We start from the raw sequence: 22,941 nt of genomic DNA on the forward strand, positions 1-22,941 counted from the left end.
GCCGATCCACCGTCCTACGGTGCATCCATGCCGAACCTGCCCGATGTCGTGCTGTGGTCGATACCCGCCTTCGTGCTGCTCACCGTGATCGAGATGGTGAGCGTCAGGATCCATCCGGACGAGGAGGACGCGGGGTACGAGGCGAAGGACGCCGCGACCAGCGTCGGCATGGGCCTGGGCAGCCTCGTCTTCGACTTCTTCTGGAAGATCCCCATCGTCGCGCTCTACACGGCGGTCTACGAACTGACACCGCTGCGGGTGCCCGTCCTGTGGTGGACCGTCCCGCTGATGCTGCTCGGGCAGGACTTCTTCTATTACTGGTCGCACCGCGGACACCACGTCATCCGCCTCCTGTGGGCCTGCCACGTCGTCCACCACTCCAGCCGGAAGTTCAACCTCACCACCGCGCTGCGCCAGCCGTGGACCAGCTGGACCGTCTGGCCCTTCTACCTGCCGCTGATCGCCCTCGGCGTGCACCCGGCGGCGCTCGCGTTCTGCTCGTCCGCGAACCTCGTCTACCAGTTCTGGATCCACACCGAGCGGATCGACCGGATGCCCCGCTGGTTCGAGTTCGTCTTCAACACGCCGTCGCACCACCGCGTGCACCACGCCTCCCAGGGCGGCTACCTGGACCGGAACTTCGGCGGCATCCTCATCGTGTGGGACCGGCTCTTCGGGTCCTTCGTCGCCGAGACCGAGCGGCCCGTCTACGGGCTCACCAAGAACATCGCCACGTACAACCCGCTGCGCGTGGCCACCCACGAGTACGCGGCCATCGCCAGGGACCTGAGGGCGGCCGCGAGCTGGCGCGAGCGCGCCGGGCGGGTCTTCCGCGGCCCCGGCTGGCAGCCGGCCCCGACGCGTGCCGAGCGGGAGCCGGTCACGGAGCCCGCCGCGTGAGCCCACGCCACGCGCGCGTGCTGCTGGTCTCCTTCGGCGCGGCGGCCCTGGTGGACCTCGTCTCGCTGGCCGCCGGGTTCGCACCGGGGCACCTCGTCGCCAAGCCCCTGCTGATGCCGCTGCTCGCCGCCCACACGGCGGCCCGCGGCGGTCCGCGGCTCCTGGTCGCGGCCCTGCTGTGCGGCTGGGGCGGCGACGTCCTGCTGCTGTCCGACGCCGACCCGGCCTTCCTGGTGGGGATGGCCTCCTTCGCGGCCGGACACGTCTGTTACCTCCTTCTCTTCCGCGGAGCCGCCCCGTTCCGGCCGGCCGCACGCGCGCGGGGGACACTGGTCGCCACCGGCTACGCCGTCGCCCTGACCGTGACCGTGGCCCTGCTCACGCCGGGCCTGCCCGCCGGCCTGCGGATCCCCGTCGCGGTCTACAGCCTGCTGCTGACCGCGATGGCGTACGGCGCCACCGGACTGGGACCCCTCACCGCCGCGGGCGGGGCGCTGTTCATGCTCTCGGACACCCTGATCGCCACCGGGGTCGCGGACTGGCCACAGCTTCCGGTACCGGACTTCTGGATCATGTCGACCTACGCCGCCGCCCAGTTCTTGCTGGTCAGGGGCGTACTGAGCACCCTCGGCGCGCGGCCCGCGCCGCGGGCGGCGTACGGTGAGATGCGCTCAACCACCCCCTGAGCGCATCTCACCCCAGCCGATCGGCCGAGAAGGATCCTCGTCATGCGCGCCACCACCATCCACGCCCCTTTCGACATGCGCGTGGAGGACGTGCCCGAGCCCGTCGTGCAGCTGCCCACCGACGCCGTCGTGCGGGTGCTGCGGTCGTGCATCTGCGGCAGCGACCTGTGGGCCTACCGCGGTGAGGCGGCGCGCAAGCCGGGGCAGCGGATCGGGCACGAGTTCCTCGGCATCGTCGAGGAGACCGGCTCCGACGTGACCGGTGTCCGGCGCGGGGACCTCGTCGTCGCGCCCTTCATGTGGTCCGACGGCGTCTGCGACTACTGCCGCGAAGGGCTCACCACCTCGTGCGAGCACGGTGGGTTCTGGGGTGCCGTGGGCTACGACGGCGGGCAGGGCGAGGCCGTGCGCGTCCCCTTCGCCGACGGAACCCTCGTACAGCTGCCCAAGGAGGCGGCCTCCGACGACCGTCTGCTGTCGGCGCTGCTGACGCTCTCCGACGTCATGGGCACCGGCCATCACGCGGCCCTCGGCGCGGGGGCCCGTACGGGCGCCACCGTCGCGGTCGTCGGCGACGGCGCCGTGGGCCTGTGTGCCGTCCTGGCCGCCAAGCGGCTCGGCGCCGACCGGATCATCGCGCTCGGCCGGCACGAGGTGCGGACCGACATCGCCCGCCGGTTCGGCGCCACGGACGTCGTCGCCGAACGCGGCGAGGCGGCCGTCGAGGCCGTGCGTGAACTGACCCGCGGACAGGGCGCGCACGCCGTCGTGGAGGCGGTCGGCACCGAGCAGTCCATGCGGACGGCCGTGAACATCACCCGCGACGGCGGTGCCATCGGCTTCGTCGGTGTGCCGCACGGCAGCGGCACGGGACTGGACCTGGGCGTCATGTTCGACCGGAACATCGCGCTGCGCGGCGGTGTCGCGCCGGTGCGCGCGTACATCCCGGAGCTGCTGCCCGACATCCTCGACGGCACCATCGACCCCTCGCCCGTCTTCGACCGGACCGTCGACCTGGAGGGCGTGCCCGAGGGTTACAAGGCGATGGACGAGCGCACCGCCCTCAAGGTCCTGGTCACCAACGGCTGCTGACGGTCCGACAACTCACGCCCGTGCGGCGGACGGTGGCACCGGGCCGGCCTGATCCGGTCCGGTCCGATCGGCTCTGACGGGGTCCGGTCCGGTGCCGCCTCCGCCGTCGCGGCGGCCGTCGCCGCCGCGGGCGCCGGCCCGGGGGTGCCGACCCGGGGGTGCCGGTCGCCCGGAGTGTTCCACGGGGCCGTCACCTGTCGCCCCGCGTCGTCCCCGGTCCGGGTCCGTCCGTCCCCCGGTCCGGACCGGCCGCTCAGATCCAGCGGGCCGCGTCCGTGCCCCAACGGCCCGGCGGACGCGTCCAGTCGGCCGGGCCGCCGGCGATGGACACGGGCGACCTGGCGTACGTGAGCGGGCCCAGGTCGCTGTCGGTCCGGGTGAGCCAGGGGCCCGGTTCGTACGCGTCCCGCGGACGCTTCTCCGAGGCCCGCGCGAACTCCTCGGCGGGGCGCGCGAGCCCGTCGACCAGCCACGCGGCCGTCCTGGCGAGCGACGGCCGGACGAGACGGGTCCCGCCCTCCCGGGACCGCTCGGTGAGCGACCGGAGCACGGCGGCGGCCAGCAGATACCCCGTGCCGTGGTCGAGGGCCTGCGCGGGCAGGGCGCCCGGCCGCCCGGCGGTGCCCTCGACCTCCGCGATCCCGGTCGCGGCCTGCACCAGACTGTCGAAGCCCCGCCGCCCGGACCACGGCCCGTACCCTCCCCACGCCGACAACTGCGCCACCACCAGGCCGGGCCGCCGCACGGCCAGTGCCTCCGGTGTGAGCCCGAAGCGGTCGAGTGCGCCGGGCCGGTATCCGGTGACCACCACGTCGGCCCGGGCGAGCAGTTCCTCGAAGGCGCGGCGGTCCGCGCGTACCGCCAGGTCGAGCTGGGTGGAGCGTTTCCCGAAGCCGGTGTCGGCGTGCGCGTCGGGGTCCTCGGGCGGCCGTGGCGGGTCCACGCGCAGGACGTCGGCGCCCAGCAGGGCGAGGGTGCGGGTGGCGACCGGGCCCGCGATGACCCGGGTGAGATCCAGCACGCGCACGCCGGCCGCGGGCCGCAGCGGATCACCGGAGAGCCGCGCCGGCCCGCACGGAGCGGACGGGTCCGCCGCGTCGACGGTCTCCCGGTCCACCATGGGGTGGCGCGCGACGGCCGCTCCCTGCTCGTGCGCCGCCCACTGAGCGGCCGTACGCAGGGCGACGGCCAGGCCTCCGGCCGTGTACACGGTCTCCTCCACCTCCGCGGCGGAACGCCCGGCGAGGTGGGACCCGACGGTCTCCACGGACGCGTCGGCGGCCAGTTCGAGCGCCTCCAGCAGCCGCGCCCGGTGATGGGGATAGTTGGCGTGCGTGCGCACCCAGCCGTCGGCGGTGCGCCAGAACCGTGACAGCGGCGCGAAGCTCAGGGGTGCCCGGCCGCCGACGCGCAGATGCCGCTCGCTGGCGAACGCGGTGGCGACGGCGCCGTCGTCGACCCGCACCTCGGGAACGCTCCCTCCGGTGCGGACGGCGGTCAGCTCGGCACCCGCGAGCGCGCAGACCCCCACGCACGCCCGTGCCAACTCCCGTACGGGAAGCCGGGCGGCGAGGGTTCCCGCCCGGGTGACCGTCGACAGCCGGGACAGCAGCGCGGGGTCGCCGCCCAGCGCCGCCCACGCGGACTCCGTACCCGTGACCGATCGCGTCATACGAGAACTGTGCCAGGCGGGCGGCGCACGACCTGCGCCCCGGCCGTCCTCCGCGGACGGCCGGGGCACCCGCCGACGTCATCACGACCCGTCATCACGATCTGTCATGACGATCCGTCATCGCCACTGTGCCGCCGAGGCGTTCGCCTCCCGGCCGGGCATGTCGCGGGTCCGGGGGCCTTGGGTTACCGGACCGCCCGCAGGGCGTTGACGATCCCGGCTCCGTAGAACCCGTTCAGGTGATTGTTGCCGACGCAGGTGGCGTCGACGACGCCGTCGCCGTTCCCGTCGTAGGGGGCGGTCGGGCAACCCGGGTTGTCCGCCTCGGCCTTCAGGAGCCGCTGGAGCGTGGCCGGGCCGGCCCAGGGGTACTTGGACTTCAGCAGCGCGGCCACACCGGCGACGTGCGGTGTCGCCATCGAGGTGCCCTGCAGCCAGCCGTACTGGTTGTTCGGCAGCGTGGACAGGATGCGGCCGTCCTTCGACGGAGTGTCCGGGATCTGGAACCGGTCACCGCCGGGCGCCGCGACGTCGACGACGCCCTTGCCGTAGCTGGAGAAGTACGACTTGGCGCCGGTGACACCGGTCGAGCTCACCGTGACGACACCCGGCAACTGGGTCGGTACGTCGAAGCACTTGTGCGGGTCGACGGTACGCGGGACGGGCGTCGAGTCGTCGGGGCTGGACGCGTCGGAGAGCGCGTCCGCGTCGAGGTCGTCGTTGGAGTTGCCGGCCGCGGCGACGTTGAGCGTGCCCTTGTGCTGGGCGTACCGCTGGGCCCGGTCGACCGCGTCGACGATCGCCCGCTGGTCGGGGTCGTCCAGGCAGTTGTAGAGCCACGGGTCCACGTAGTAGCTGTTGTTGGTGATCTCCACGCCGTGGTCCGCGGCGAACACGAAGGCGCAGACGACACTCTCCGGGTAGAACAGCTGGGTGGAGTCGGGTTCGGCGACCGTGATGCCCGAGACCTTCACGCCCGGCGCCACACCCGCGACCCCGACGCCGTTGCGGGCCGCGGCGATCTCACCCGCGACATGCGTGCCGTGGTAGTGGTCGGCGTCCACCGGACGCCAGGCCCCGTACGTGGTGTCCGGCTTGCCGCCCACACAGTTCGCGGACTGGGAGGGGGAGAAGTTCGGGGCGATGTCCGGGTGGGTGTCGTCGACCCCCACGTCGATCACGGCCACCGTCACCTTTCTGCTGCCCGGGTCGGCCTTGGCCGCCTTGTCGGCGCCTATCGCGCGCAGGTCCCACTGGTCCGCCTCCAGGGGCTCCTGGCCGGCCGCGGCGCTCCGGGAGACCTTGGCGGCCTCCGCGGCCGACAGCACCTTCGCCGCGCCCTCGTCGGTCGTCCCCGCTGCCGCCAGCGGCGCCGTCCGTGTCGCACCCGCCGACTGCACGCCACGCACGGCGCGGATGCGCCTGCCGAAGTCCGGGTCGGCCGAGTGGACGACGATCACACCGATCTGCTCGTAGGCGATGACGACGCTGCCGCCCGCCGCGGTGATGGCCTTCTTCACCGACGCGATCGTGCGATGGTCCGTCGTGGTGTTGACCACGTACGCCAGGTTGGGGCCGTCCGCGCGGGTGCTCGCGGACGTGCTGAGGGGTGCGGCCGACGCGGCGCCCGGCAGGAAGCCGAGCGAGGCGGTGAGCGACAGGACGACCGGGACCGCGAGGGCGAGCCGGCGTCTGGATCGCAGATGAGCCATGGGGTCTCCACATCATCTGGAACGAAGAGCCGCCCGAACACACGGAGTGCTCGGGCAGGTACATGACGAGTGGTGCGAGCCGAAGCTATCTCCCGTCCGAGCTGGCCAGCAACGATTTCCGGAGATGACGTCCGAAACAAGCGGGCGACGACTTCCGAAAGAAACCGGGGGAGTTGAACCGGTCCACGCGCGGCGCCGTGACCTTGGACGGGAGCGCGAGCCCGCTCGGGCCCCCGGCGGATCACGCCCGTTGCACCACCGCTCGACCCGGTCAACGTGATCCGTGTCACTGTGAGATCCGCACAACGCCCGTGCCCCACCCGTCCCGGTCCGCGAGTCCCAACTCGCCCCGTCCACCGTCATGTCCGCACCCGCAACGCGAGGAGACTCCGTGGCTACCGACGCACCGCCCCCCTCGAAGGCCGATCCCGGACTGCCCTCGACCGAGGAGTTCGCGGAGGTGCAGCAGAGTGCCGAGTTCGCCGAACTGCGGCGCTCGCACCGCTCCTTCGCCTTCCCCCTGACCATCGGCTTCATCGCCTGGTACCTGCTGTACGTCCTGCTCTCCAACTACGCGGGCGACTTCATGGGCACCAAGGTGGCCGGCAACGTCAACGTCGCCCTGGTCCTCGGGCTCGCCCAGTTCCTCACCACGTTCCTCATCGCCTGGTGGTACTCGCGGCACGCCGCCGCGCAGCTCGACCCCAAGGCCGAAGCGATCAAGTCCCGGATGGAGGGCGGCGCATGAGCCCCGTACCGACCCTGCTCGCGGCCGGCGAGGCAAGTCAGCACCGGCCGCTGATCATCACCCTGTTCTCGGTGTTCGTCGCCGCGACCCTCGTCATCACCGTCTGGGCCGGCCGTCAGACCAAGGACGCCGCCGACTTCTACGCGGGCGGCCGCCAGTTCACCGGATTCCAGAACGGACTGGCCGTCTCCGGCGACTACATGTCCGCGGCCTCGTTCCTCGGCATCGCCGGCGCCATCGCCCTCTTCGGCTACGACGGCTTCCTCTACTCCATCGGCTTCCTCGTCGCCTGGCTGGTGGCCCTGCTCCTGGTCGCCGAACCACTGCGCAACTCCGGCCGCTACACCATGGGTGACGTCCTCGCCTACCGCATGCGCCAGCGCCCCGTACGGACGGCCGCCGGCACCTCCACGATCGTCGTGTCGATCTTCTACCTGCTGGCCCAGATGGCCGGCGCGGGCGTCCTGGTCTCCCTGCTCCTCGGGATCACCAGCGACGGCGGCAAGATCGCCATCGTCGCCCTGGTCGGCGTCCTCATGATCGTGTACGTGACCATCGGCGGCATGAAGGGCACCACCTGGGTGCAGATGGTCAAGGCCGTCCTGCTGATCATCGGCGCGCTGCTGCTCACCTTCCTGGTCCTGCTGAAGTTCAACTTCAACATCTCCGACCTGCTCGGCAAGGCGGCCGACAACAGCGGCAAGGGCGCGCCGTTCCTGGAGCCCGGCCTGAAATACGGCGCCACCTCCACGACCAAGCTGGACTTCCTCTCCCTGGGCATGGCCCTGGTCCTGGGCACCGCCGGCCTCCCGCACATCCTGATCCGCTTCTACACCGTGCCCACGGCGAAGACCGCGCGGAAGTCCGTGAACTGGGCGATCGGCCTCATCGGGGCCTTCTACCTGATGACCCTGGCCCTCGGCTTCGGCGCCGCGGCCCTGATCAAACCCGACGAGATCATCGCCTCGAACAAGGCGGGCAACACGGCCGCGCCCCTGCTGGCGCTCCACCTGGGAGGCGTCGACTCGAACTGGGGCGCCATCCTGCTCGCCTCCATCTCCGCCGTCGCCTTCGCCACGATCCTCGCCGTCGTCGCGGGCCTGACCCTGGCCTCCTCCTCGTCGTTCGCGCACGACATCTACGCGAACGTCATCAAGAAGGGGAAGGCCGACGAGAAACAGGAGATCAGGGCGGCCCGGTACGCGACGGTCGGCATCGGCGCCGTGTCCATCCTCCTGGGCGCCCTCGCCCGTGACCTCAACGTCGCGGGACTGGTCGCCCTCGCCTTCGCGGTCGCCGCGTCCGCCAACCTGCCGACGATCCTCTTCAGCCTCTTCTGGAAGCGGTTCACCACCTCGGGCGCCCTCTGGTCCATCTACGGCGGTCTGGTCACGGCGGTCGGCCTGGTGCTGTTCTCGCCCGTCGTCTCCGGCAAACCCACCTCGATGTTCCCGGACGTCGACTTCCACTGGTTCCCGCTGGAGAACCCCGGCATCATCTCGATCCCGGTCGGCTTCCTGCTGGGCTGGCTGGGCACCCTGCTGTCCAAGGAGGAGCCCGACGCCGGAAAGTACGCCGAGCTGGAGGTCCGCTCCCTGACGGGCACCGGAGCGCACTGACGCCCCTCGCCGACGGCCGCGTCGTAGATCCCTACGACGCGGCCGCGCCGCACCTCGTGGGATCCGGCCGCTCTGGATGTCCGTCCCGTCACGTAGGCTCGATCGTGCCGGGTAAGGATGATCCGCATCGAGGGAGGGGGCCCACATGCTCATCGACACCTATGGCCGGGTAGCCACCGACCTGCGCGTATCCCTGACGGACAAGTGCAATCTGCGGTGCACGTACTGCATGCCCGAGGAAGGCCTGCAGTGGCTCTCCAAGCCCGATCTGCTCACGGACGACGAGATCGTCCGCCTCATCGGCATCGCCGTCACCCGTCTCGGCGTCACCGAGGTCCGCTTCACCGGCGGTGAGCCGCTGCTCCGCCCCGGTCTGGTGGGCATCGTCGAGCGGGTCGCCGCGCTCGCGCCCCGCCCGCGGATGTCCCTGACCACCAACGGCATCGGCCTCAAGCGCACCGCCGCCGCCCTGAAGGCGGCGGGCCTGGACCGGGTGAACGTGTCACTGGACACGCTGCGCCCCGAGGTCTTCAAGACCCTCACCCGCCGCGACCGCCACCACGACGTCCTCGCGGGTCTCGAAGCCGCCCGCGACGCGGGCCTGACCCCGGTCAAGGTGAACACGGTCCTGATGCCGGGCCTGAACGACGACGAGGCCCCGGACCTGCTCGCCTGGGCCGTCGCGCACGACTACGAGCTGCGCTTCATCGAGCAGATGCCCCTGGACGCCCAGCACGGCTGGAAGCGCGAGGGGATGGTCACCGCGGGCGACATCCTCGACTCGCTGCGTACGCGCTTCGAGCTCACCGAGGAGGGCGCGGGCGAGCGCGGTTCCGCGCCGGCCGAGCGCTGGCTCGTCGACGGGGGCCCGCACCGCGTGGGAGTGATCGCCTCCGTCACCCGCCCGTTCTGCGCGGCCTGCGACCGTACGCGGCTCACGGCGGACGGCCAGATACGCACCTGCCTGTTCGCCACCGAGGAGACCGACCTGCGCGCGGCGCTGCGCTCGGAGGCCCCCGACGAGGAGATCGCCCGCGTCTGGCGCCTCGCGATGTGGGGCAAGAAGGCGGGCTCGGGTCTGGACGACCCGTCGTTCCTGCAGCCGACGCGCCCCATGTCGGCGATCGGCGGCTGACCAGGGCCCCGCCGCGGCCGCTCAGGCGTCGGGGTCCGCCCAGTCGGCCAGCGGGACCACGTCCTTGAGGAATCCCCGTACACCGAGGAACTGGGACAGGTGCTCGCGGTGCTCGTCGCACGCGAGCCAGGTCTTGCGCCGCTCCGGCGTGTGCAGCTTCGGGTTGTTCCAGGCGAGCACCCACACCGCGTCGGCGCGACAGCCCTTGGCGGAGCACTGCGGAGTGGTGGGAGCGGGCGACGGATCGGAGAGCGGGAAGTTCACGCCTCAACCCTAGGCGGCTTCCGGAGCCGTTCCGAACGGCCCCCGGGGGAGCGCCTGGGGGGCGAGGAGTCCGCTGCGCCACCGGCCTCCGGCGTACCCCTCGACCGCTCGCCGGCCGACCCGTCGTTCACTCGTCGAACGGGCCCCCGGCCGCACCCCGTACCGACCTTGATCCGGTGCCGGAAAGGCTCCCAAAAGGCGACGCCGAGCAGCCACGGGGGGAGCTGCCCGGCGTCGGTCTGTCGCTCCGACGGGGGATGCGGAGCGCGTACGAAGTATGTCACGGGTAACCCGCTGCCCGGCACCGGAACAGCGTGATTGATCTGAGCTTTTCTTGAGCTTGGCGCGCGGCCGGATTCCGTTTCCGGCGGATCCTCCGTGGTCAGGCGGAGGGCGATTCGGAGCCCTGCGCGCCCGTGCGAGCGGTCCCCGGTCGCGCCCCGGCGTCGGCGGCCGCATCGTCCGGAACCGGCCGCGCGGAGGCGTCCGGCCGCGGCGGGGCGATCATCGCCGGGCCGGGGAGGGTGACGAACGTGGAGGGGAGCGACGGCGCGTTCTCCCGGCCGGCGTTGGCGATCACCACGGCGACGTAGGGGAGCAGGATCCCGAGCACCAGCGCGACGAGCGCGACATGCCGCTCGACGTTCCAGAGGGTGGCGGCCAGGATCACGGAGAGCGTGCGGACGGACATCGAGATGATGTAGCGGCGCTGTCTGCCGCGGACGTCCTCGTCGAGCCCCTGCCGGGCCCCGGTGATCCGGAAGACCTGACCGCCGCTCTGCTTCCGCAGCATGTGCCACCACCTGCCTGTGTCGGACTCTCCCCGGTCCGTACCCGCGCGGACCCGCTCAGGGAGGCGGGCCCGAACAGGTTCCACGTTACGCCGCGCCTGCGCCGCCTTCGAGACCGGGGCGGGTCCGGTCCGAGGGGGACCTGATGCGCCGTACCGCGTATGGCCGAACCCGACATGCGCCGTACCACGGCCGGACCGAGACTGGGCGTACTGCTCACGCGGAGCCGTACAAGGAGGCATACATGGGCTGGTTGTGGGCGATCATCGTGGGTTTCGTGCTCGGCCTGCTGGCCAAGGCGATCCTTCCGGGCAAGCAGCACAGCCCGCTCTGGCTGACCACCATCTTCGGCATCATCGGCGCCATCGTCGGCAACGCCATCGCGGGCTGGCTGGGCATCGCCGAGACCAGGGGCATCGACTGGGGACGGCACGCACTGCAGCTGGTGGCCGCCATCGTCATCGTCTTCCTGGGCGACATGGTCTACATGTCGCTGCGGGGAGAGCGCCGGCGGGCCTGACGGTACGGCCGACGCGACGGCACGGGAGGACGAGCGAGGGGGCGGCCCCTGACGGAGCCGCCCCCTCGGTCATGCGTGTCGCACGCGCCCGTTCAGCCGCCGGTGACCTCCACCGCGGCCAGGTTCTTCTTGCCGCGGCGCAGGATCAGCCAGCGGCCGTGCAGCAGGTCCTCCCGGGAGGGGACCGCGTCCTCGGCGGTCACCTTCGCGTTGTTCACGTAGGCACCGCCCTCCTTGACCGTGCGGCGGGCGGCGGACTTGCTGGCCACCAGGCCGACCTCCGCGAACAGGTCCACCACGAGGCCGAGCTCCGCGACCTGGACGTGCGGCACCTCGGAGAGGGCCGCGGCCAGGGTCCGCGCGTCGAGCTCCGCCAGCTCGCCCTGACCGAACAGGGCCCTGGACGCGGCGATCACGGCGTCCGTCTGGTCGGCGCCGTGCACCAGCGTGGTGAGCTCCTCGGCCAGCGCGCGCTGCGCCGCACGGGCCTGCGGGCGCTCCTGCGTCTGCCGCTCCAGCTCCTCGATCTCCTCGTGGGACCGGAAGCTGAAGATGCGCAGGAACTTGGAGACGTCCCGGTCGTCCGCGTTCAGCCAGAACTGGTAGAACGCGTACGGCGTGGTCATCTCCGGGTCCAGCCAGACCGTCCCGGACTCCGTCTTGCCGAACTTGGTGCCGTCCGCCTTGGTGATCAGCGGAGTGCCGAGGGCGTGCACCACGGCCTCCGGCTCGGTCCGGTGGATCAGGTCCGTGCCCGAGGTGAGGTTGCCCCACTGGTCGCTGCCGCCGGTCTGCAGGGTGCAGCCGAACCGGCGGTACAGCTCCAGGAAGTCCATGCCCTGCAGGATCTGGTAGCTGAACTCCGTGTAGCTGATGCCCGCGTCGGAGTTGAGCCGCCGCGAGACGGCCTCCTTGGCGATCATCTTGTTGACCCGGAAGTGCTTGCCCATGTCGCGCAGGAACTCGATGGCCGACATGCCCTGGGTCCAGTCCAGGTTGTTGACCATCACCGCGGCGTTCGGGCCCTCGAAGTCGAGCAGCGGGGCGATCTGCGCACGCAGCCGCTCCACCCACTCGGCGACGACCTCGGGGGAGTTCAGCGTGCGCTCGGAGTTCGGCTTCGGGTCACCGATCAGACCGGTGGCACCGCCCACCAGACCCAGCGGGCGGTGGCCCGCCCGCTGGATCCGGCGCATCGTGAGGATCTGCACGAGATTGCCGAGATGCAGGCTGGGCGCGGTCGGGTCGAAGCCGCAATAGAACGTGACGGGACCGTCCGCGAACGCCTTGCGCAATGCGTCCTCGTCGGTGGAGAGGGCGATCAGCCCCCGCCACTTCAGCTCGTCGACGATGTCCGTCACGGTTCTCGTATCTCCTTGGGTGGTCTCGTGAATCAGGTACGAGGTTATACGCCTCGGCTGACAGAGCTCATGTTGAAGTCGGGCACGCGCAGCGCGGGCATCGCGGCACGGGTGAACCAGTCGCTCCATTCGCGCGGCAGGGTCTTCTCCGTACGCCCGGCCTCCGTCGCCCGCCCCAGCAGACCCACCGGCGACTCGTTGAACCGGAAGTTGTTGACCTCGCCGACGACCTGGCCGTTCTCCACCAGGTAGACACCGTCCCGGGTCAGACCGGTCAGCAGCAGCGTCGCCGGGTCGACCTCGCGGATGTACCAGAGGCAGGTCAGCAGCAGACCCCGCTCGGTGGCGGCGACCATCTCCTCCAGGGAGCGGTCCTCACCGCCGTCCAGGATCAGGTTCCCGATCGTCGGCGCGACCGGCAGTCCGGTCAGGCCCGCGCTGTGCCGGGTGGTGGAGAGACGGGCCAGTTCGCCCCGGCTCACCCAGTCCGTCGGGGCCAGCGGGAGCCCGTTGTCGAACACGGACGCGTCGTCGCCGGAGGAGTGCGCGAGCACGAAGGGCGCGGACTCCAGCCCCGGCTCGTTCGGGTCGCTGCGGAGCGTCAGCGGCAGCTCGGTGAGCCTCTCGCCGACGCGGGTGCCGCCGCCCGGCTTGCTGAACACCGTCCGGCCCTCGGCCGCGTCCCGGGCCGCGGCCGACCACATCTGGTAGATGAGCAGGTCCGCCACGGCGGTCGGCGGCAGCAGCGTCTCGTAGCGGCCGGCCGGCAGGTCCACCCGCCGCTCGGCCCAGCCCAGCCGGACGGCCAGCTCGGCGTCCAGCGCCGCCGGATCGACGTCCTTGAAGTCACGGGTGGAACGCCCCGCCCACGCCGAGCGCGTACGGTCCGGCGACTTGGCGTTCAGTTCCAGGGTCCCGTTGGGCTGGTCGTGCCGCAGTCGCAGCCCCGTCGACGTACCGAGATAGCTGGAGACCAGCTCGTGGTTGGCGAAGCCGTACAGCTCACGCCCGCCCGCCCGCGCGCGGGCGAAGGACTCGCCGAGCGCGGGGGCGAAGTCCGCGAAGACGGTGGAGGAGGTCTCGGCGGGCGCGTCCGTGAAGTCGGGGGACTCCGGTACGCCCGTGACCAGCGGCTGGGCGTCCTCGGCGGGGCCCGCGCCGCGCGCCGCCGCCTCCGCGGCCCGCACCAGCGGCTCCAGCTCGTCCGCGGTCACCGCCGAACGCGAGACGACCCCGGACGCGGTGCCCTCGCGGCCGTCGACGGTGGCGACGACGGTCAGCGTGCGCCCGCGCGTCACCCCGTTCGTGGTCAGCGCGTTGCCCGCCCAGCGCAGGTTCGCGGTGGAGTGCTCGTCGGCGATCACCACGCAGCCGTCCGCGCGGGAGAGCTCGAGGGCACGCTCGACGACCTCGTGCGGCTTGTTGGTACGGGCGCTCATCGACCGGCCTCCTGCGTCGTGTTCAGAATGTTGACGCCCCTGAAGAGGGCGGACGGGCAGCCGTGCGAGACCGCCGCGACCTGACCCGGCTGGGCCTTGCCGCAGTTGAAGGCACCGCCCAGGACGTACGTCTGCGGACCGCCCACCGCGGCCATCGACCCCCAGAAGTCGGTCGTCGTCGCCTGGTACGCGACATCGCGCAGCTGACCGGTGATCCGGCCGTTCTCGATCCTGAAGAACCGCTGTCCGGTGAACTGGAAGTTGTAGCGCTGCATGTCGATCGACCAGGACCGGTCGCCGACCACGTAGATGCCGCGGTCCACACCCCCGATCAGGTCCTCGGTGGAGAGCCCGGCGGGGTCCGGCTGCAGGGACACGTTGGCCATCCGCTGCACGGGCACGTGCCCGGGGGAGTCGGCGTAGGCGCACCCGTTGGAGCGCTCGAAGCCGGTCAGCCTGGCGATCCGGCGGTCGAGCTGGTACCCGACGAGTGTGCCGTCCTTGACCAGATCCCAGGACTGGCCCTCGACGCCCTCGTCGTCGTAGCCGATGGTCGCGAGGCCGTGCTCGGCGGTGCGGTCACCGGTGACGTTCATCCGCTCGGAGCCGTAGCGCAGCTTGCCGAGCTGGTCGAAGGTGGCGAAGGAGGTGCCCGCGTACGCCGCCTCGTAGCCCAGCGCGCGGTCCAGCTCGGTGGCGTGGCCGATGGACTCGTGGATGGTCAGCCACAGGTTCGAGGGGTCGACCACGAGGTCGTACAGCCCCGACTCGACGCTCGGGGCCCGCATCTTCTCGGCGAGCAGCTCCGGGATGCGGTCCAGCTCGGAGTCCCAGTCCCAGCCGGTGCCCATCAGGTACTCCCAGCCGCGCCCGGCCGGCGGCGCGATGGTGCGCATCGAGTCGAACTCGCCGCTCGACTCGTCGACGGCGACGGCGGTCAGCTGCGGGTGGAGCCGGACGCGCTGCTGGGTGGTGACGGTCCCCGCGGTGTCGGCGTAGAACTTGTTCTCGTGCACGGTCAGCAGCGAGGCGTCGACGTGGTCGACGCCGTCGGCGGCCAGCAGCCGGGCGCTCCAGTCCGAGAGCAGCCCGGCCTTCTCCTCGGCGGGCACGGAGAAGGGGTCGATGTCGTACGACGAGATCCAGGTCTTCTCGGCGTGCACCGGTTCGGCGGCCAGTTCCACGCGCTCGTCGGAACCCGCCGCCCTGATCACCTGGGCCGACAGCTTCGCCATCGCCACGGCCTGCGAGGCGACCTTCGCCGCGGCGTCCATCGTCAGGTCCACGCCCGACGCGAACCCCCAGGTCCCGCCGTGCACCACCCGTACCGCGTACCCGAGGTCCGTGGTGTCCGACGATCCCGCGGGCTTGGCGTCGCGCAGCCGCCAGGAGGCGCTGCGCACCCGTTCGAACCGGAAGTCCGCGTGTTCGGCACCCAGGGCACGGGCGCGCGCCAGCGCGGCGTCGGCCAGGGCCCGCAGTGGCAGCGCCGTGAAGGCTTCGTCGATGGAATGGGGCACGGAGGTCTCCCTGCTGTCGTGGCCTGTCGGGTCCGATCATGTCGCGCGGGCGGGTCCGGCGGCCACGGCTTTGTCCCGGCCGAGGCCGGATCTTTCCGTCCGCCGAAAGCGGCTTTCTGTAGGGATCCGACAGCGAGCCCCCCGCGCCACTGTCGGGGACCGATTCTCCGGGAGACGGACCCGACCGATAGGTTTTCGGGGAAGGCGCCTGTCCTGCAGGGGTTTCAGACTGCTATCGAAAGGGTGATCCGTTGAGCCGCTCGGTTCTCGTCACCGGAGGCAACCGGGGCATCGGCCTCGCCATCGCCCGCGCGTTCGCCGATGCCGGCGACAAGGTCGCGATCACATACCGCTCGGGTGAGCCGCCGGCCGCCCTCACCGCCCTGGGCTGCCTCGCCGTCAAGTGCGACATCACCGACACCGAGCAGGTGGAGCAGGCCTACAAGGAGATCGAGGCCGAGCACGGTCCCGTCGAGATCCTGGTGGCCAACGCAGGCGTCACCAAGGACCAGCTCCTGATGCGCATGTCCGAGGAGGACTTCACCTCCGTCCTCGACACGAACCTCACCGGCACCTTCCGGGTAGTCAAGCGCGCCAACCGCGGCATGCTCCGGGCCAAGAAGGGCCGCGTGGTCCTCATCTCGTCGGTCGTCGGGCTGCTGGGCTCCGCCGGGCAGTCGAACTACGCCGCGTCCAAGGCCGCCCTGGTCGGCTTCGCGCGCTCGCTCGCACGGGAACTCGGCTCGCGGAACATCACCTTCAACGTCGTCGCGCCCGGTTTCGTCGACACCGACATGACCAAGGTGCTCACCGACGAGCAGCGCGCGGGCATCGTCGCCCAGGTGCCGCTCGGCCGGTACGCGCAGCCGGAGGAGATCGCCGCGGCGGTGCGGTTCCTCGCTTCGGACGACGCCTCGTACATCACTGGAGCCGTCATTCCCGTTGACGGCGGACTGGGAATGGGTCACTGATCACCATGAGTGGAATTCTCGAGGGCAAGCGCATCCTGATCACGGGTGTGCTGACGGAGGCATCCATCGCCTTCCACGCGGCCAAGCTGGCCCAGGAGCAGGGCGCCGAGATCATCCTGACCGCGTTCCCGCGGCCCACGCTGACCGAGCGCATCGCCAAGAAGCTGCCGAAGCCGGCCAAGGTCATCGAGCTCGACGTCACCAACGACGAGCACCTCGCGCGGCTGGCCGACATCGTGGGCGAGGAGCTGGGCGGCCTCGACGGCGTCGTGCACTCCATCGGCTTCGCGCCGCAGGACGCCCTCGGCGGCAACTTCCTCAACACGCCGTTCGAGTCGGTGGCCACCGCCATGCACGTCTCGGCGTACTCCCTGAAGTCGCTGACCATGGCCTGCCTGCCGCTGATGCAGAACGGTGGTTCGGTCGTCGGCCTCACCTTCGACGCCTCGTTCGCGTGGCCGCAGTACGACTGGATGGGCCCGGCCAAGGCCGCTTTGGAGGCGACCAGCCGTTACATCGCCCGCGACCTGGGCAAGCAGAACATTCGCTGCAACCTCGTCTCGGCGGGCCCGCTCGGTTCCATGGCCGCCAAGTCCATCCCGGGCTTCGGCGAGCTCGCCGCCGTGTGGGACTCGCGCGCGCCCCTGGAGTGGGACCTCAAGGACCCCGAGCCGGCCGGCCGCGGTGTCGTCGCCCTGCTGAGCGACTGGTTCCCGAAGACCACCGGCGAGATCATCCATGTCGACGGCGGTCTGCACGCGATCGGCGCGTAGCCACCCGCACCGCTGTTCCCGTACGGCGGCCGCCGTCCCGTACCGGGGCACCGTCCCCGTCCGCGGGCGACCGTCCCGTACCTGCACGTACCAGGCCGTCCCGTACGGCCATGACGCCCCGTTCCCCGCCTCGCGCGGGGAGCGGGGCGTCGCCCGTTCGGCCCAGTCGGCCGGGCGGCACGGGCGCCCCACCACGCACGATTGGAGTACGCACCGCCCCGCAGCCGTACGGCCGAGGAGGTCCCCTTGTGCGCCTGTCCCGTCGTTTTGCCCCGGTGTTCGCGGCCGTCACGCTGATGGTCGCGCTGCCGTACGACGCGATGCCCAGCGGGCGCGGGCGCCACCAGAGCACCGCGGTGCCCCAGCCGTTCGGGGCCGCGTGCCGCACCTCGGTCGCCGGTTCCCACGCGGTCGCCTACTGCCACAACCCCTATCCGGGGACGGACCTGGTGAGCCTGCACATCGAGTGCGACCGCTGGTGGGACATCGACACCGACAGCGCCCCGGTCGAGACGGGACCCGCGATGACGGTACGGCTGGAGGGCCGGTGCTGGAAGGAGATCCGCTCGGTGTGGGTCACCCACCGGAAGCAGGGCGCCTGAGCCACGGGCGGCACTGGAACGGGTAGCCGGCCGCCGCCTCGGCCGCGGCCTCCGCGTCGCCTTCGCGGATCGCGTCGAGAAGTCCCGTGTGGTCCAGGTACGTCTCCGGGGTCAGCTCCTCGCCGACATCGTCGCGGAGCCAGTCGCGCAGGACCTCGCCCAGGTCCGCGTACATCGCCGTCATGACGTCGTTGCGGGACGCGGCCACCACCGCCAGATGGAAGGTCGCGTCGGCCGTCACGAAGGCCTCCCGGTCGCCCGACTCCCAGGCGCTCTCGCGGCGGGCCAGCAGCGCGTCGAGCTGCTTGAGATCGCGCTCGGTGCGCCGCTCGGCGGCCAGCTTGGCGGCGCTCGACTCCAGGGTGGAGCGCAGCTCGGCGACGTGCCGGGGATCGGCGTCGGCGAAGCGGCGGTGCATCACGCCCGCGAGTTCGCTGGTCGCGACGACGTACGTGCCCGAGCCCTGGCGGATGTCGAGCAGACCGTTGTGGGCGAGCGCGCGCACGGCCTCCCGGACCGTGTTGCGGGCGACCCCCAGCTGCTCGACGAGCTCCGGCTCGGTCGGGATGCGGGAGCCGACCGGCCACTCACCCGAGGTGATCTGGGTCCGCAGCTCGGCGATGACCTGCTCGGACAGTGCCGAACGGCGGGGGTGGCTCAGCGGCATGGCGGTCCTTCGTACGGGCCCGGGTGCGGTCGTTCGCGCGGGGCCGGAGGTTCCGGAGATTAACGCAGCGGGGGCGGAGCGGGCGGCGGGGTGGCGGAGACGCAGGGCGGCTGGGACGGCTTGGAGGGCTTGGACGGCTTGGAGGACGGCTGGGACGGTCAGGATGGACAACTAATCATCCCATGATTCTATGATGGCACCATGGCCATCGAGGAGACCAGGACGAGCACGACCCCACCGATACGCGACGCCGCACCGCGGCGGCCCGGGAGCGGGACGGCGGCGCCGCGGACGTCCCCGCGCGCGTGGACGACACGGCTGGTGATCGTGGGCATCGTCCTCGCGGCCCTCAACCTGCGCCCCGCCATCACCAGCTTCGGCGCCCTCCTCGAAGAGGTGCGCGACGGGCTCGGCATGAGCGGCAGCGTCGCCGGACTGCTCACCTCCGTGCCACCGCTCTGTTTCGCCGTCTTCGGCGTCATGGCACCGCGGCTCGCCCGCCGCTTCGGGCCCGGCGCGGTCGTCTGCGCCGGGATGGCCGCCATCACGGCCGGGCTCGCGATCCGCCCGTTCACCGGGAACGCGGCCGGCTTCCTGGCCGCCAGCGCCCTCGCTCTGATGGGCATCGCCGTCAGCAACGTCCTCATGCCGGTGATCGTCAAGCGCTGGTTCCCGGACCGGGTCGGCTCCATGACCGGCCTCTACTCCATGGCGCTCGCCCTCGGCACCTCGGCGGCGGCCGCACTGACGGTGCCCATGACCGACGCGCTCGGCGGCGACTGGCACTCCGGGCTCGCCGTGTGGGCGGGGCTCGCCGGCATCGCCGTACTGCCCTGGATCCCGCTCGTCCGGACCGGCCCCCCGAGCGGCGACGCGCCCGCCGCGGACACCGCCCCGCACGGGCCCGGCGGGCTGCGCATCACCCGCAGCCGCACCGCCTGGGCGCTCGCCGTCTTCTTCGGCCTGCAGGCCACCGCGGCCTACATCACGATGGGCTGGATGCCGCAGATCTTCCGTGACGCGGGCGTCTCCGCGGGCACCGCGGGACTGCTGCTCGCCGTCACGATGGTGATGGGCGTGCCGCTGGCGTTCGTCATCCCGCGCGTGGCCACCCGCCTGCCCCACCAGGGGCCCATCGTGGTCGCCCTCGGTGCCTGCGGACTCGCCGGATACGCGGGTCTCTACGCCGCCCCGGCCGGCGGCGCCTGGCTCTGGGCCCTGCTGCTGGGCGTCTCGAACTGCGCCTTCCCGCTCGCCCTGACGATGGTCGGCATGCGCGCCCGCACCGGGGCGGGGGTCGCCCAGCTCTCGGCCTTCGCGCAGAGCACCGGCTACCTGCTCTCGATCCCGGGCCCCCTGCTCGTCGGGGTGCTCTACCAGCACAGCGGCGGCTGGGGCCTGCCGATCGCGCTCATGGCCGCGCTGATGGTCCCGCAGATCGCGGTCGGCGTCCTGGCGGGCCGCGACCGCACCGTCGAGGACGAGGCCACTCCCGGACGGCGCCCTTGAGCACCCGGCCCCGGGAACCCGGCCCGGGCACCCGCGGACACTCGACTCCGCGGCGGCGGACGCGCCGCCGGCACCCTCTGCGAGCCCAGGACACGCCCGCCCGCACCCCCAGAGTGCTCATCGGCACCCCCGGAGGGCCCGGCGGGCGCTCCGGGGCCGTGAGGGACGTTTCCGGGGACATCGGCGGACATGGGGGCCGACCCCACCCGCCGGGGCCCGGCCGAAGGGTGCGAGACTGACCCCATGCCAGTGCTCGATCCGAACCCCCAGAACGGCCAGAAGAAGATGCTGCTCGTCTTCGGCACGTTCCTCGCCATCACCGTGATCATCGCCGTCATCGCGACCATCGCCTCCCCGTGACCCCGCCCGCCCCCTCCCGGGACGGCGACGGTGGGGCTAGCCCCCCTGTCCCCTAGGGGGCGAGTGTCAGGGTCAAGTGGGTGGATCACCGGATGGGTTGACGCACCCGGATTCCGTACCTTCGAGATGTGGCCGCGAGGACGCGGGACACGGACCACGCGAAGACCCACGGAGGCGGCATGTCGGCCCGTACGCACACCCGGCCCCACCCGGCGACCCCGGGCCGCGTCGAGATCCGGCTGCCCTGGTGGGCCGTCGCCCTGCCGGCCCTCGCCTTCGCCACGCTGCTGCTCCTGCTGCTGAACCCGGCGGACGCGCACGCCGCGGCCGGCGACCCCGCCCTCACCCACCTCTTCGAGCGCCTCCAGCAGACCGTGCAGCACCAGGCCTCCTGAGCCGCCTTCACCCACCGTGCGGCACCCCTCGCGCACGGTGCCCGACGCCCGGTGTCCCATGGTGAAGGAGCCCGTCAACTCCTTGAGCCACATGGCGTGTTTCATGCGAAGCTGGGACTCATGAGCGTCGCAGAACCTCGCAGGATTGTCCTCTTCCGGCATGCGAAAGCCGACTGGCCGCAGGTGTCCGACCACGAGCGGCCGCTCGCTGACCGGGGGCGTACGGACGCCGCCGTCGCCGGACGCCGACTGGCCGATACCGGCATCCCCTTCGACCTTGCCATCTGCTCCACCGCGGCCCGCACCCGGGAAACCTGGAAGCTCGCCGTCCACGAGTTCCCGCACCGGCCGAAAACGGTCTACGAGGAGCGGGTCTACGAGGCCTCGCCGGGCGAGCTGATCGCCGTACTGAACGAAATCCCGGACGACGCGCAGGACGTGCTCCTGATCGGGCACAACCCCGGCATCCAGGGTCTCGCCGACGTCCTCACCGGCCGGGCCGAGAGCGAGGCCCGGTCCCGGATGACCGAGCACGGCTTCCCGACCGCCGCCTACGCCGTGCTGTCGTTCGACGGCTCCTGGAAATCCCTGGAGCCCGGCGTCACCACACTGACCGACTACTGGGCACCGACCGAGTGACCGCGTCCTCACGGACAGGGGGCCCGGCACCGTCGCGACGGTGCCGGGCCCCTTCGTCATACCGGCCGGAACCCCGGCGGGCGTCCGGCGCCGGTCAGGCGCGCGTACTCGTGGCCGCGCGGCCGGGACCAGCGGCCGAACGCGCGGTCAGTGGTCGCCCAGATGCATGTCCGCCGCCTCGACCTCTTCGCGGGTGACCCCCAGCAGATACAGCACGGTGTCGAGGAAGGGGAAGTTCACCGCGGTGTGCGCGGCCTCCCGTACGACGGGCTTGGCGTTGAACGCGACACCGAGACCCGCGGCGTTGAGCATGTCGAGGTCGTTGGCGCCGTCCCCGATCGCCACGGTCTGGACGAGCGGCACGCCCGCCTCCGCGGCGAACCGGCGCAGCAGCCGCGCCTTGCCCGCGCGGTCCACGATCTCCCCGGTGACCCGGCCGGTCAGCTTCCCGTCGGCGATCTCCAGCGTGTTGGCCTGCGCGAAGTCGAGCCCGAGCCGCTCCTTCAGGTCGTCCGTGACCTGGGTGAACCCGCCCGAGACGACACCGACCTGGAAGCCGAGCCGCTTCAGCGTACGGATCAGTGTGCGCGCCCCGGGGGTCAGCCGCACCTCCTCGCGCACCTTGGCCACCACCGAGGCGTCCAGCCCCTTCAGCAGCGCCACACGCGCGTGCAGCGACTGCTCGAAGTCCAGCTCCCCGCGCATCGCGGCGGCCGTCACCTCGGCCACCTCGTCCTCGCACCCGGCGTGCGCGGCGAAGAGCTCGATCACCTCGTCCTGGATCAGTGTCGAGTCCACGTCCATGACGACCAGCCGCTGGGCCCGCCGGTGCAGTCCCGAGGCGACCACGGCGATGTCCACCCCGAGCGCCGCGGCCTCCGTCACCAGCGCGGTGCGCAGCGCCTCCGTCTCCGCACCGGACACGGCGAACTCCACGGCCGTCACCGGGTACTTGGCGAGCCGGAAGATACGGTCGATGTTCCCCCCGGTCTTGGTGATCCGGGCGGCGATCGAGGCAGTGGACTCGGCGGTGAGCGGATGCCCCAGCACGGTGACGTGCGAACGCCCCATGCCACGGGGCCGGTTGTCGCCGAGGCCGGAGATGATCTCCGCCTGCATCTTCATCGAGTCGGCCCAACTGTGCACGGTGGCCCGTAGATCGCCCTCCAGGCCGGAGGGCGGCTCGGTCACGAGCGCGCACAGCACGATCCGGCCACGGGTGACGACCTGCTCGATGTCGACGACGTCGACGGAGAAGGCGGCGAGGGTGTCGAAGAGTCCGGCCGTGATGCCCGGCCGGTCCTTGCCGAAGATCTTGACAAGGAGGGTGGGGATATCGGGGGTCTGCGTAGCGCTCATGGTGCTTCCACCGTATCCGGCACGCAGTGCCTTCCGCCCGCGCGGTCCGTCCAGCGGACAGGGAACTCTGGGTGTCGGACCGGTGACGCGCGCGTTTCCGCGAGCCGGCACCGGCACCGCCGCGCGATGGGCGATGGGCGATGGGCGATGGGCGATGGGCGACGGGCGATGGGCGGTGACCGGTGACCGGTGACCGGTGACTGGCGG

At 71.8% G+C, this 22,941-nt stretch carries 23 protein-coding genes; 14 read left to right on the forward strand and 9 right to left on the reverse strand.

Annotation, left to right across the window (positions count from 1 at the left end; translation table 11 throughout):
* Window positions 1–27 precede the first annotated feature (27 nt).
* From OG776_RS31340 to OG776_RS31350, 3 genes are read left to right on the forward strand one after another with little or no spacing between them, the layout of a single operon-like run.
* On the forward strand, window positions 28–900 hold the full coding sequence (locus OG776_RS31340; protein ID WP_148007525.1) for a sterol desaturase family protein: 873 nt from the start codon (window positions 28–30) through the stop codon (window positions 898–900).
* The gene (locus OG776_RS31345; RefSeq protein WP_148007526.1) at window positions 897–1,586 is read left to right on the forward strand and encodes a lysoplasmalogenase; all 690 of its coding nucleotides are present in this window, start codon (window positions 897–899) and stop codon (window positions 1,584–1,586) included. The genes OG776_RS31340 and OG776_RS31345 overlap by 4 nt, the downstream gene beginning before the upstream one ends.
* A 42-nt stretch (window positions 1,587–1,628) precedes the next feature.
* Window positions 1,629–2,678 (forward strand): zinc-dependent alcohol dehydrogenase family protein, encoded by a 1,050-nt coding sequence (locus tag OG776_RS31350; protein WP_148007527.1) that lies wholly within the window; start codon window positions 1,629–1,631, stop codon window positions 2,676–2,678.
* Between the two features lie 253 nt (window positions 2,679–2,931).
* Here OG776_RS31350 and OG776_RS31355 read toward each other — a convergent pair whose 3' ends face one another.
* Both OG776_RS31355 and OG776_RS31360 read right to left on the reverse strand, forming a co-directional pair.
* Window positions 2,932–4,350 carry a CoA transferase gene (locus tag OG776_RS31355; protein WP_148007528.1) on the reverse strand — a complete coding sequence of 473 codons (1,419 nt, stop codon included), beginning with the start codon at window positions 4,348–4,350 and terminating at the stop codon, window positions 2,932–2,934.
* Window positions 4,351–4,535: 185 nt separating this feature from the next.
* Complete coding sequence (locus OG776_RS31360) at window positions 4,536–6,062, reverse strand: S8 family peptidase (RefSeq protein ID WP_148007529.1); 1,527 nt, start codon at window positions 6,060–6,062, stop codon at window positions 4,536–4,538.
* A 391-nt stretch (window positions 6,063–6,453) separates the two neighbouring features.
* Between OG776_RS31360 and OG776_RS31365 the strand changes: the two genes are divergently transcribed.
* The 3 genes from OG776_RS31365 (at window position 6,454) to moaA (ending at window position 9,564) form a co-directional block, all read left to right on the forward strand.
* Complete coding sequence (locus OG776_RS31365) at window positions 6,454–6,810, forward strand: DUF485 domain-containing protein (RefSeq protein ID WP_148007530.1); 357 nt, start codon at window positions 6,454–6,456, stop codon at window positions 6,808–6,810.
* Window positions 6,807–8,429, forward strand: a complete 1,623-nt coding sequence (locus OG776_RS31370; RefSeq protein WP_148007531.1) for a solute symporter family protein — start codon at window positions 6,807–6,809, stop codon at window positions 8,427–8,429. Before OG776_RS31365 ends, OG776_RS31370 begins: the two co-directional genes overlap by 4 nt.
* A 145-nt stretch (window positions 8,430–8,574) precedes the next feature.
* Window positions 8,575–9,564 (forward strand): GTP 3',8-cyclase MoaA, encoded by a 990-nt coding sequence (gene moaA / locus OG776_RS31375; RefSeq protein WP_148007532.1) that lies wholly within the window; start codon window positions 8,575–8,577, stop codon window positions 9,562–9,564.
* 21 nt (window positions 9,565–9,585) lie between these two features.
* Here the strand turns inward: moaA and OG776_RS31380 are convergent, their stop codons facing one another.
* Window positions 9,586–9,828 (reverse strand): hypothetical protein, encoded by a 243-nt coding sequence (locus OG776_RS31380; protein ID WP_148007533.1) that lies wholly within the window; start codon window positions 9,826–9,828, stop codon window positions 9,586–9,588.
* Window positions 9,829–10,210: 382 nt separating this feature from the next.
* Window positions 10,211–10,621 (reverse strand): DUF3099 domain-containing protein, encoded by a 411-nt coding sequence (locus tag OG776_RS31385; RefSeq protein ID WP_148007534.1) that lies wholly within the window; start codon window positions 10,619–10,621, stop codon window positions 10,211–10,213.
* Between the two features lie 242 nt (window positions 10,622–10,863).
* On the opposite strand from OG776_RS31385, the gene OG776_RS31390 reads away from it, so the two are divergent.
* Window positions 10,864–11,139 (forward strand): GlsB/YeaQ/YmgE family stress response membrane protein, encoded by a 276-nt coding sequence (locus tag OG776_RS31390; protein WP_148007535.1) that lies wholly within the window; start codon window positions 10,864–10,866, stop codon window positions 11,137–11,139.
* Window positions 11,140–11,231: 92 nt separating this feature from the next.
* Here OG776_RS31390 and tyrS read toward each other — a convergent pair whose 3' ends face one another.
* The 3 genes from tyrS to OG776_RS31405 are packed head-to-tail and all read right to left on the reverse strand — an operon-like array spanning window position 11,232 to window position 15,459.
* Window positions 11,232–12,500, reverse strand: a complete 1,269-nt coding sequence (tyrS, locus tag OG776_RS31395; protein ID WP_148007536.1) for a tyrosine--tRNA ligase — start codon at window positions 12,498–12,500, stop codon at window positions 11,232–11,234.
* 44 nt (window positions 12,501–12,544) lie between these two features.
* Window positions 12,545–13,939, reverse strand: coding sequence for a metallopeptidase TldD-related protein (locus tag OG776_RS31400; protein ID WP_148007537.1), 1,395 nt, complete (start codon window positions 13,937–13,939; stop codon window positions 12,545–12,547).
* Entirely contained in the window at window positions 13,936–15,459 is a 1,524-nt protein-coding gene (locus OG776_RS31405) for a TldD/PmbA family protein (RefSeq protein ID WP_148007538.1), read from the reverse strand. The genes OG776_RS31400 and OG776_RS31405 overlap by 4 nt, the downstream gene beginning before the upstream one ends.
* A 251-nt stretch (window positions 15,460–15,710) precedes the next feature.
* Here OG776_RS31405 and fabG point away from each other — a divergent pair, with 251 nt between their 5' ends.
* From fabG to OG776_RS31420, 3 genes are all read left to right on the forward strand, one after another.
* Window positions 15,711–16,430, forward strand: coding sequence for a 3-oxoacyl-[acyl-carrier-protein] reductase (gene fabG, locus OG776_RS31410; protein ID WP_148007539.1), 720 nt, complete (start codon window positions 15,711–15,713; stop codon window positions 16,428–16,430).
* A gap of 5 nt (window positions 16,431–16,435) precedes the next feature.
* Window positions 16,436–17,203 (forward strand): enoyl-ACP reductase FabI, encoded by a 768-nt coding sequence (gene fabI, locus OG776_RS31415; protein WP_148007540.1) that lies wholly within the window; start codon window positions 16,436–16,438, stop codon window positions 17,201–17,203.
* Between the two features lie 248 nt (window positions 17,204–17,451).
* The gene (locus tag OG776_RS31420) at window positions 17,452–17,805 is read left to right on the forward strand and encodes a hypothetical protein (protein WP_148007541.1); all 354 of its coding nucleotides are present in this window, start codon (window positions 17,452–17,454) and stop codon (window positions 17,803–17,805) included.
* On the opposite strand, the gene OG776_RS31425 is transcribed toward OG776_RS31420, so the two are convergent.
* Entirely contained in the window at window positions 17,780–18,472 is a 693-nt protein-coding gene (locus tag OG776_RS31425; RefSeq protein WP_148007542.1) for a FadR/GntR family transcriptional regulator, read from the reverse strand. The two genes, OG776_RS31420 and OG776_RS31425, sit on opposite strands and share 26 nt — an antisense overlap.
* 201 nt (window positions 18,473–18,673) lie before the next feature.
* Between OG776_RS31425 and OG776_RS31430 the strand changes: the two genes are divergently transcribed.
* The 4 genes from OG776_RS31430 to OG776_RS31445 all read left to right on the forward strand — a co-directional run bounded on the left by OG776_RS31430 (window position 18,674) and on the right by OG776_RS31445 (window position 21,375).
* Window positions 18,674–19,981, forward strand: coding sequence for a CynX/NimT family MFS transporter (locus tag OG776_RS31430; RefSeq protein ID WP_148007543.1), 1,308 nt, complete (start codon window positions 18,674–18,676; stop codon window positions 19,979–19,981).
* Window positions 19,982–20,224: 243 nt separating this feature from the next.
* Entirely contained in the window at window positions 20,225–20,341 is a 117-nt protein-coding gene (locus OG776_RS31435) for an SGM_5486 family transporter-associated protein (RefSeq protein WP_148007544.1), read from the forward strand.
* A gap of 179 nt (window positions 20,342–20,520) precedes the next feature.
* Entirely contained in the window at window positions 20,521–20,736 is a 216-nt protein-coding gene (locus tag OG776_RS31440; RefSeq protein WP_148008119.1) for a hypothetical protein, read from the forward strand.
* 120 nt (window positions 20,737–20,856) lie between these two features.
* On the forward strand, window positions 20,857–21,375 hold the full coding sequence (locus tag OG776_RS31445) for a SixA phosphatase family protein (protein ID WP_148007545.1): 519 nt from the start codon (window positions 20,857–20,859) through the stop codon (window positions 21,373–21,375).
* A 147-nt stretch (window positions 21,376–21,522) separates the two neighbouring features.
* Here the strand turns inward: OG776_RS31445 and serB are convergent, their stop codons facing one another.
* Window positions 21,523–22,734 (reverse strand): phosphoserine phosphatase SerB, encoded by a 1,212-nt coding sequence (serB, locus tag OG776_RS31450; RefSeq protein ID WP_148007546.1) that lies wholly within the window; start codon window positions 22,732–22,734, stop codon window positions 21,523–21,525.
* Window positions 22,735–22,941 lie beyond the last annotated feature (207 nt).

The sequence above is a fragment of the Streptomyces sp. NBC_01689 genome, assembly GCF_036250675.1.
In the GTDB taxonomy this organism is placed as follows: domain Bacteria; phylum Actinomycetota; class Actinomycetes; order Streptomycetales; family Streptomycetaceae; genus Streptomyces.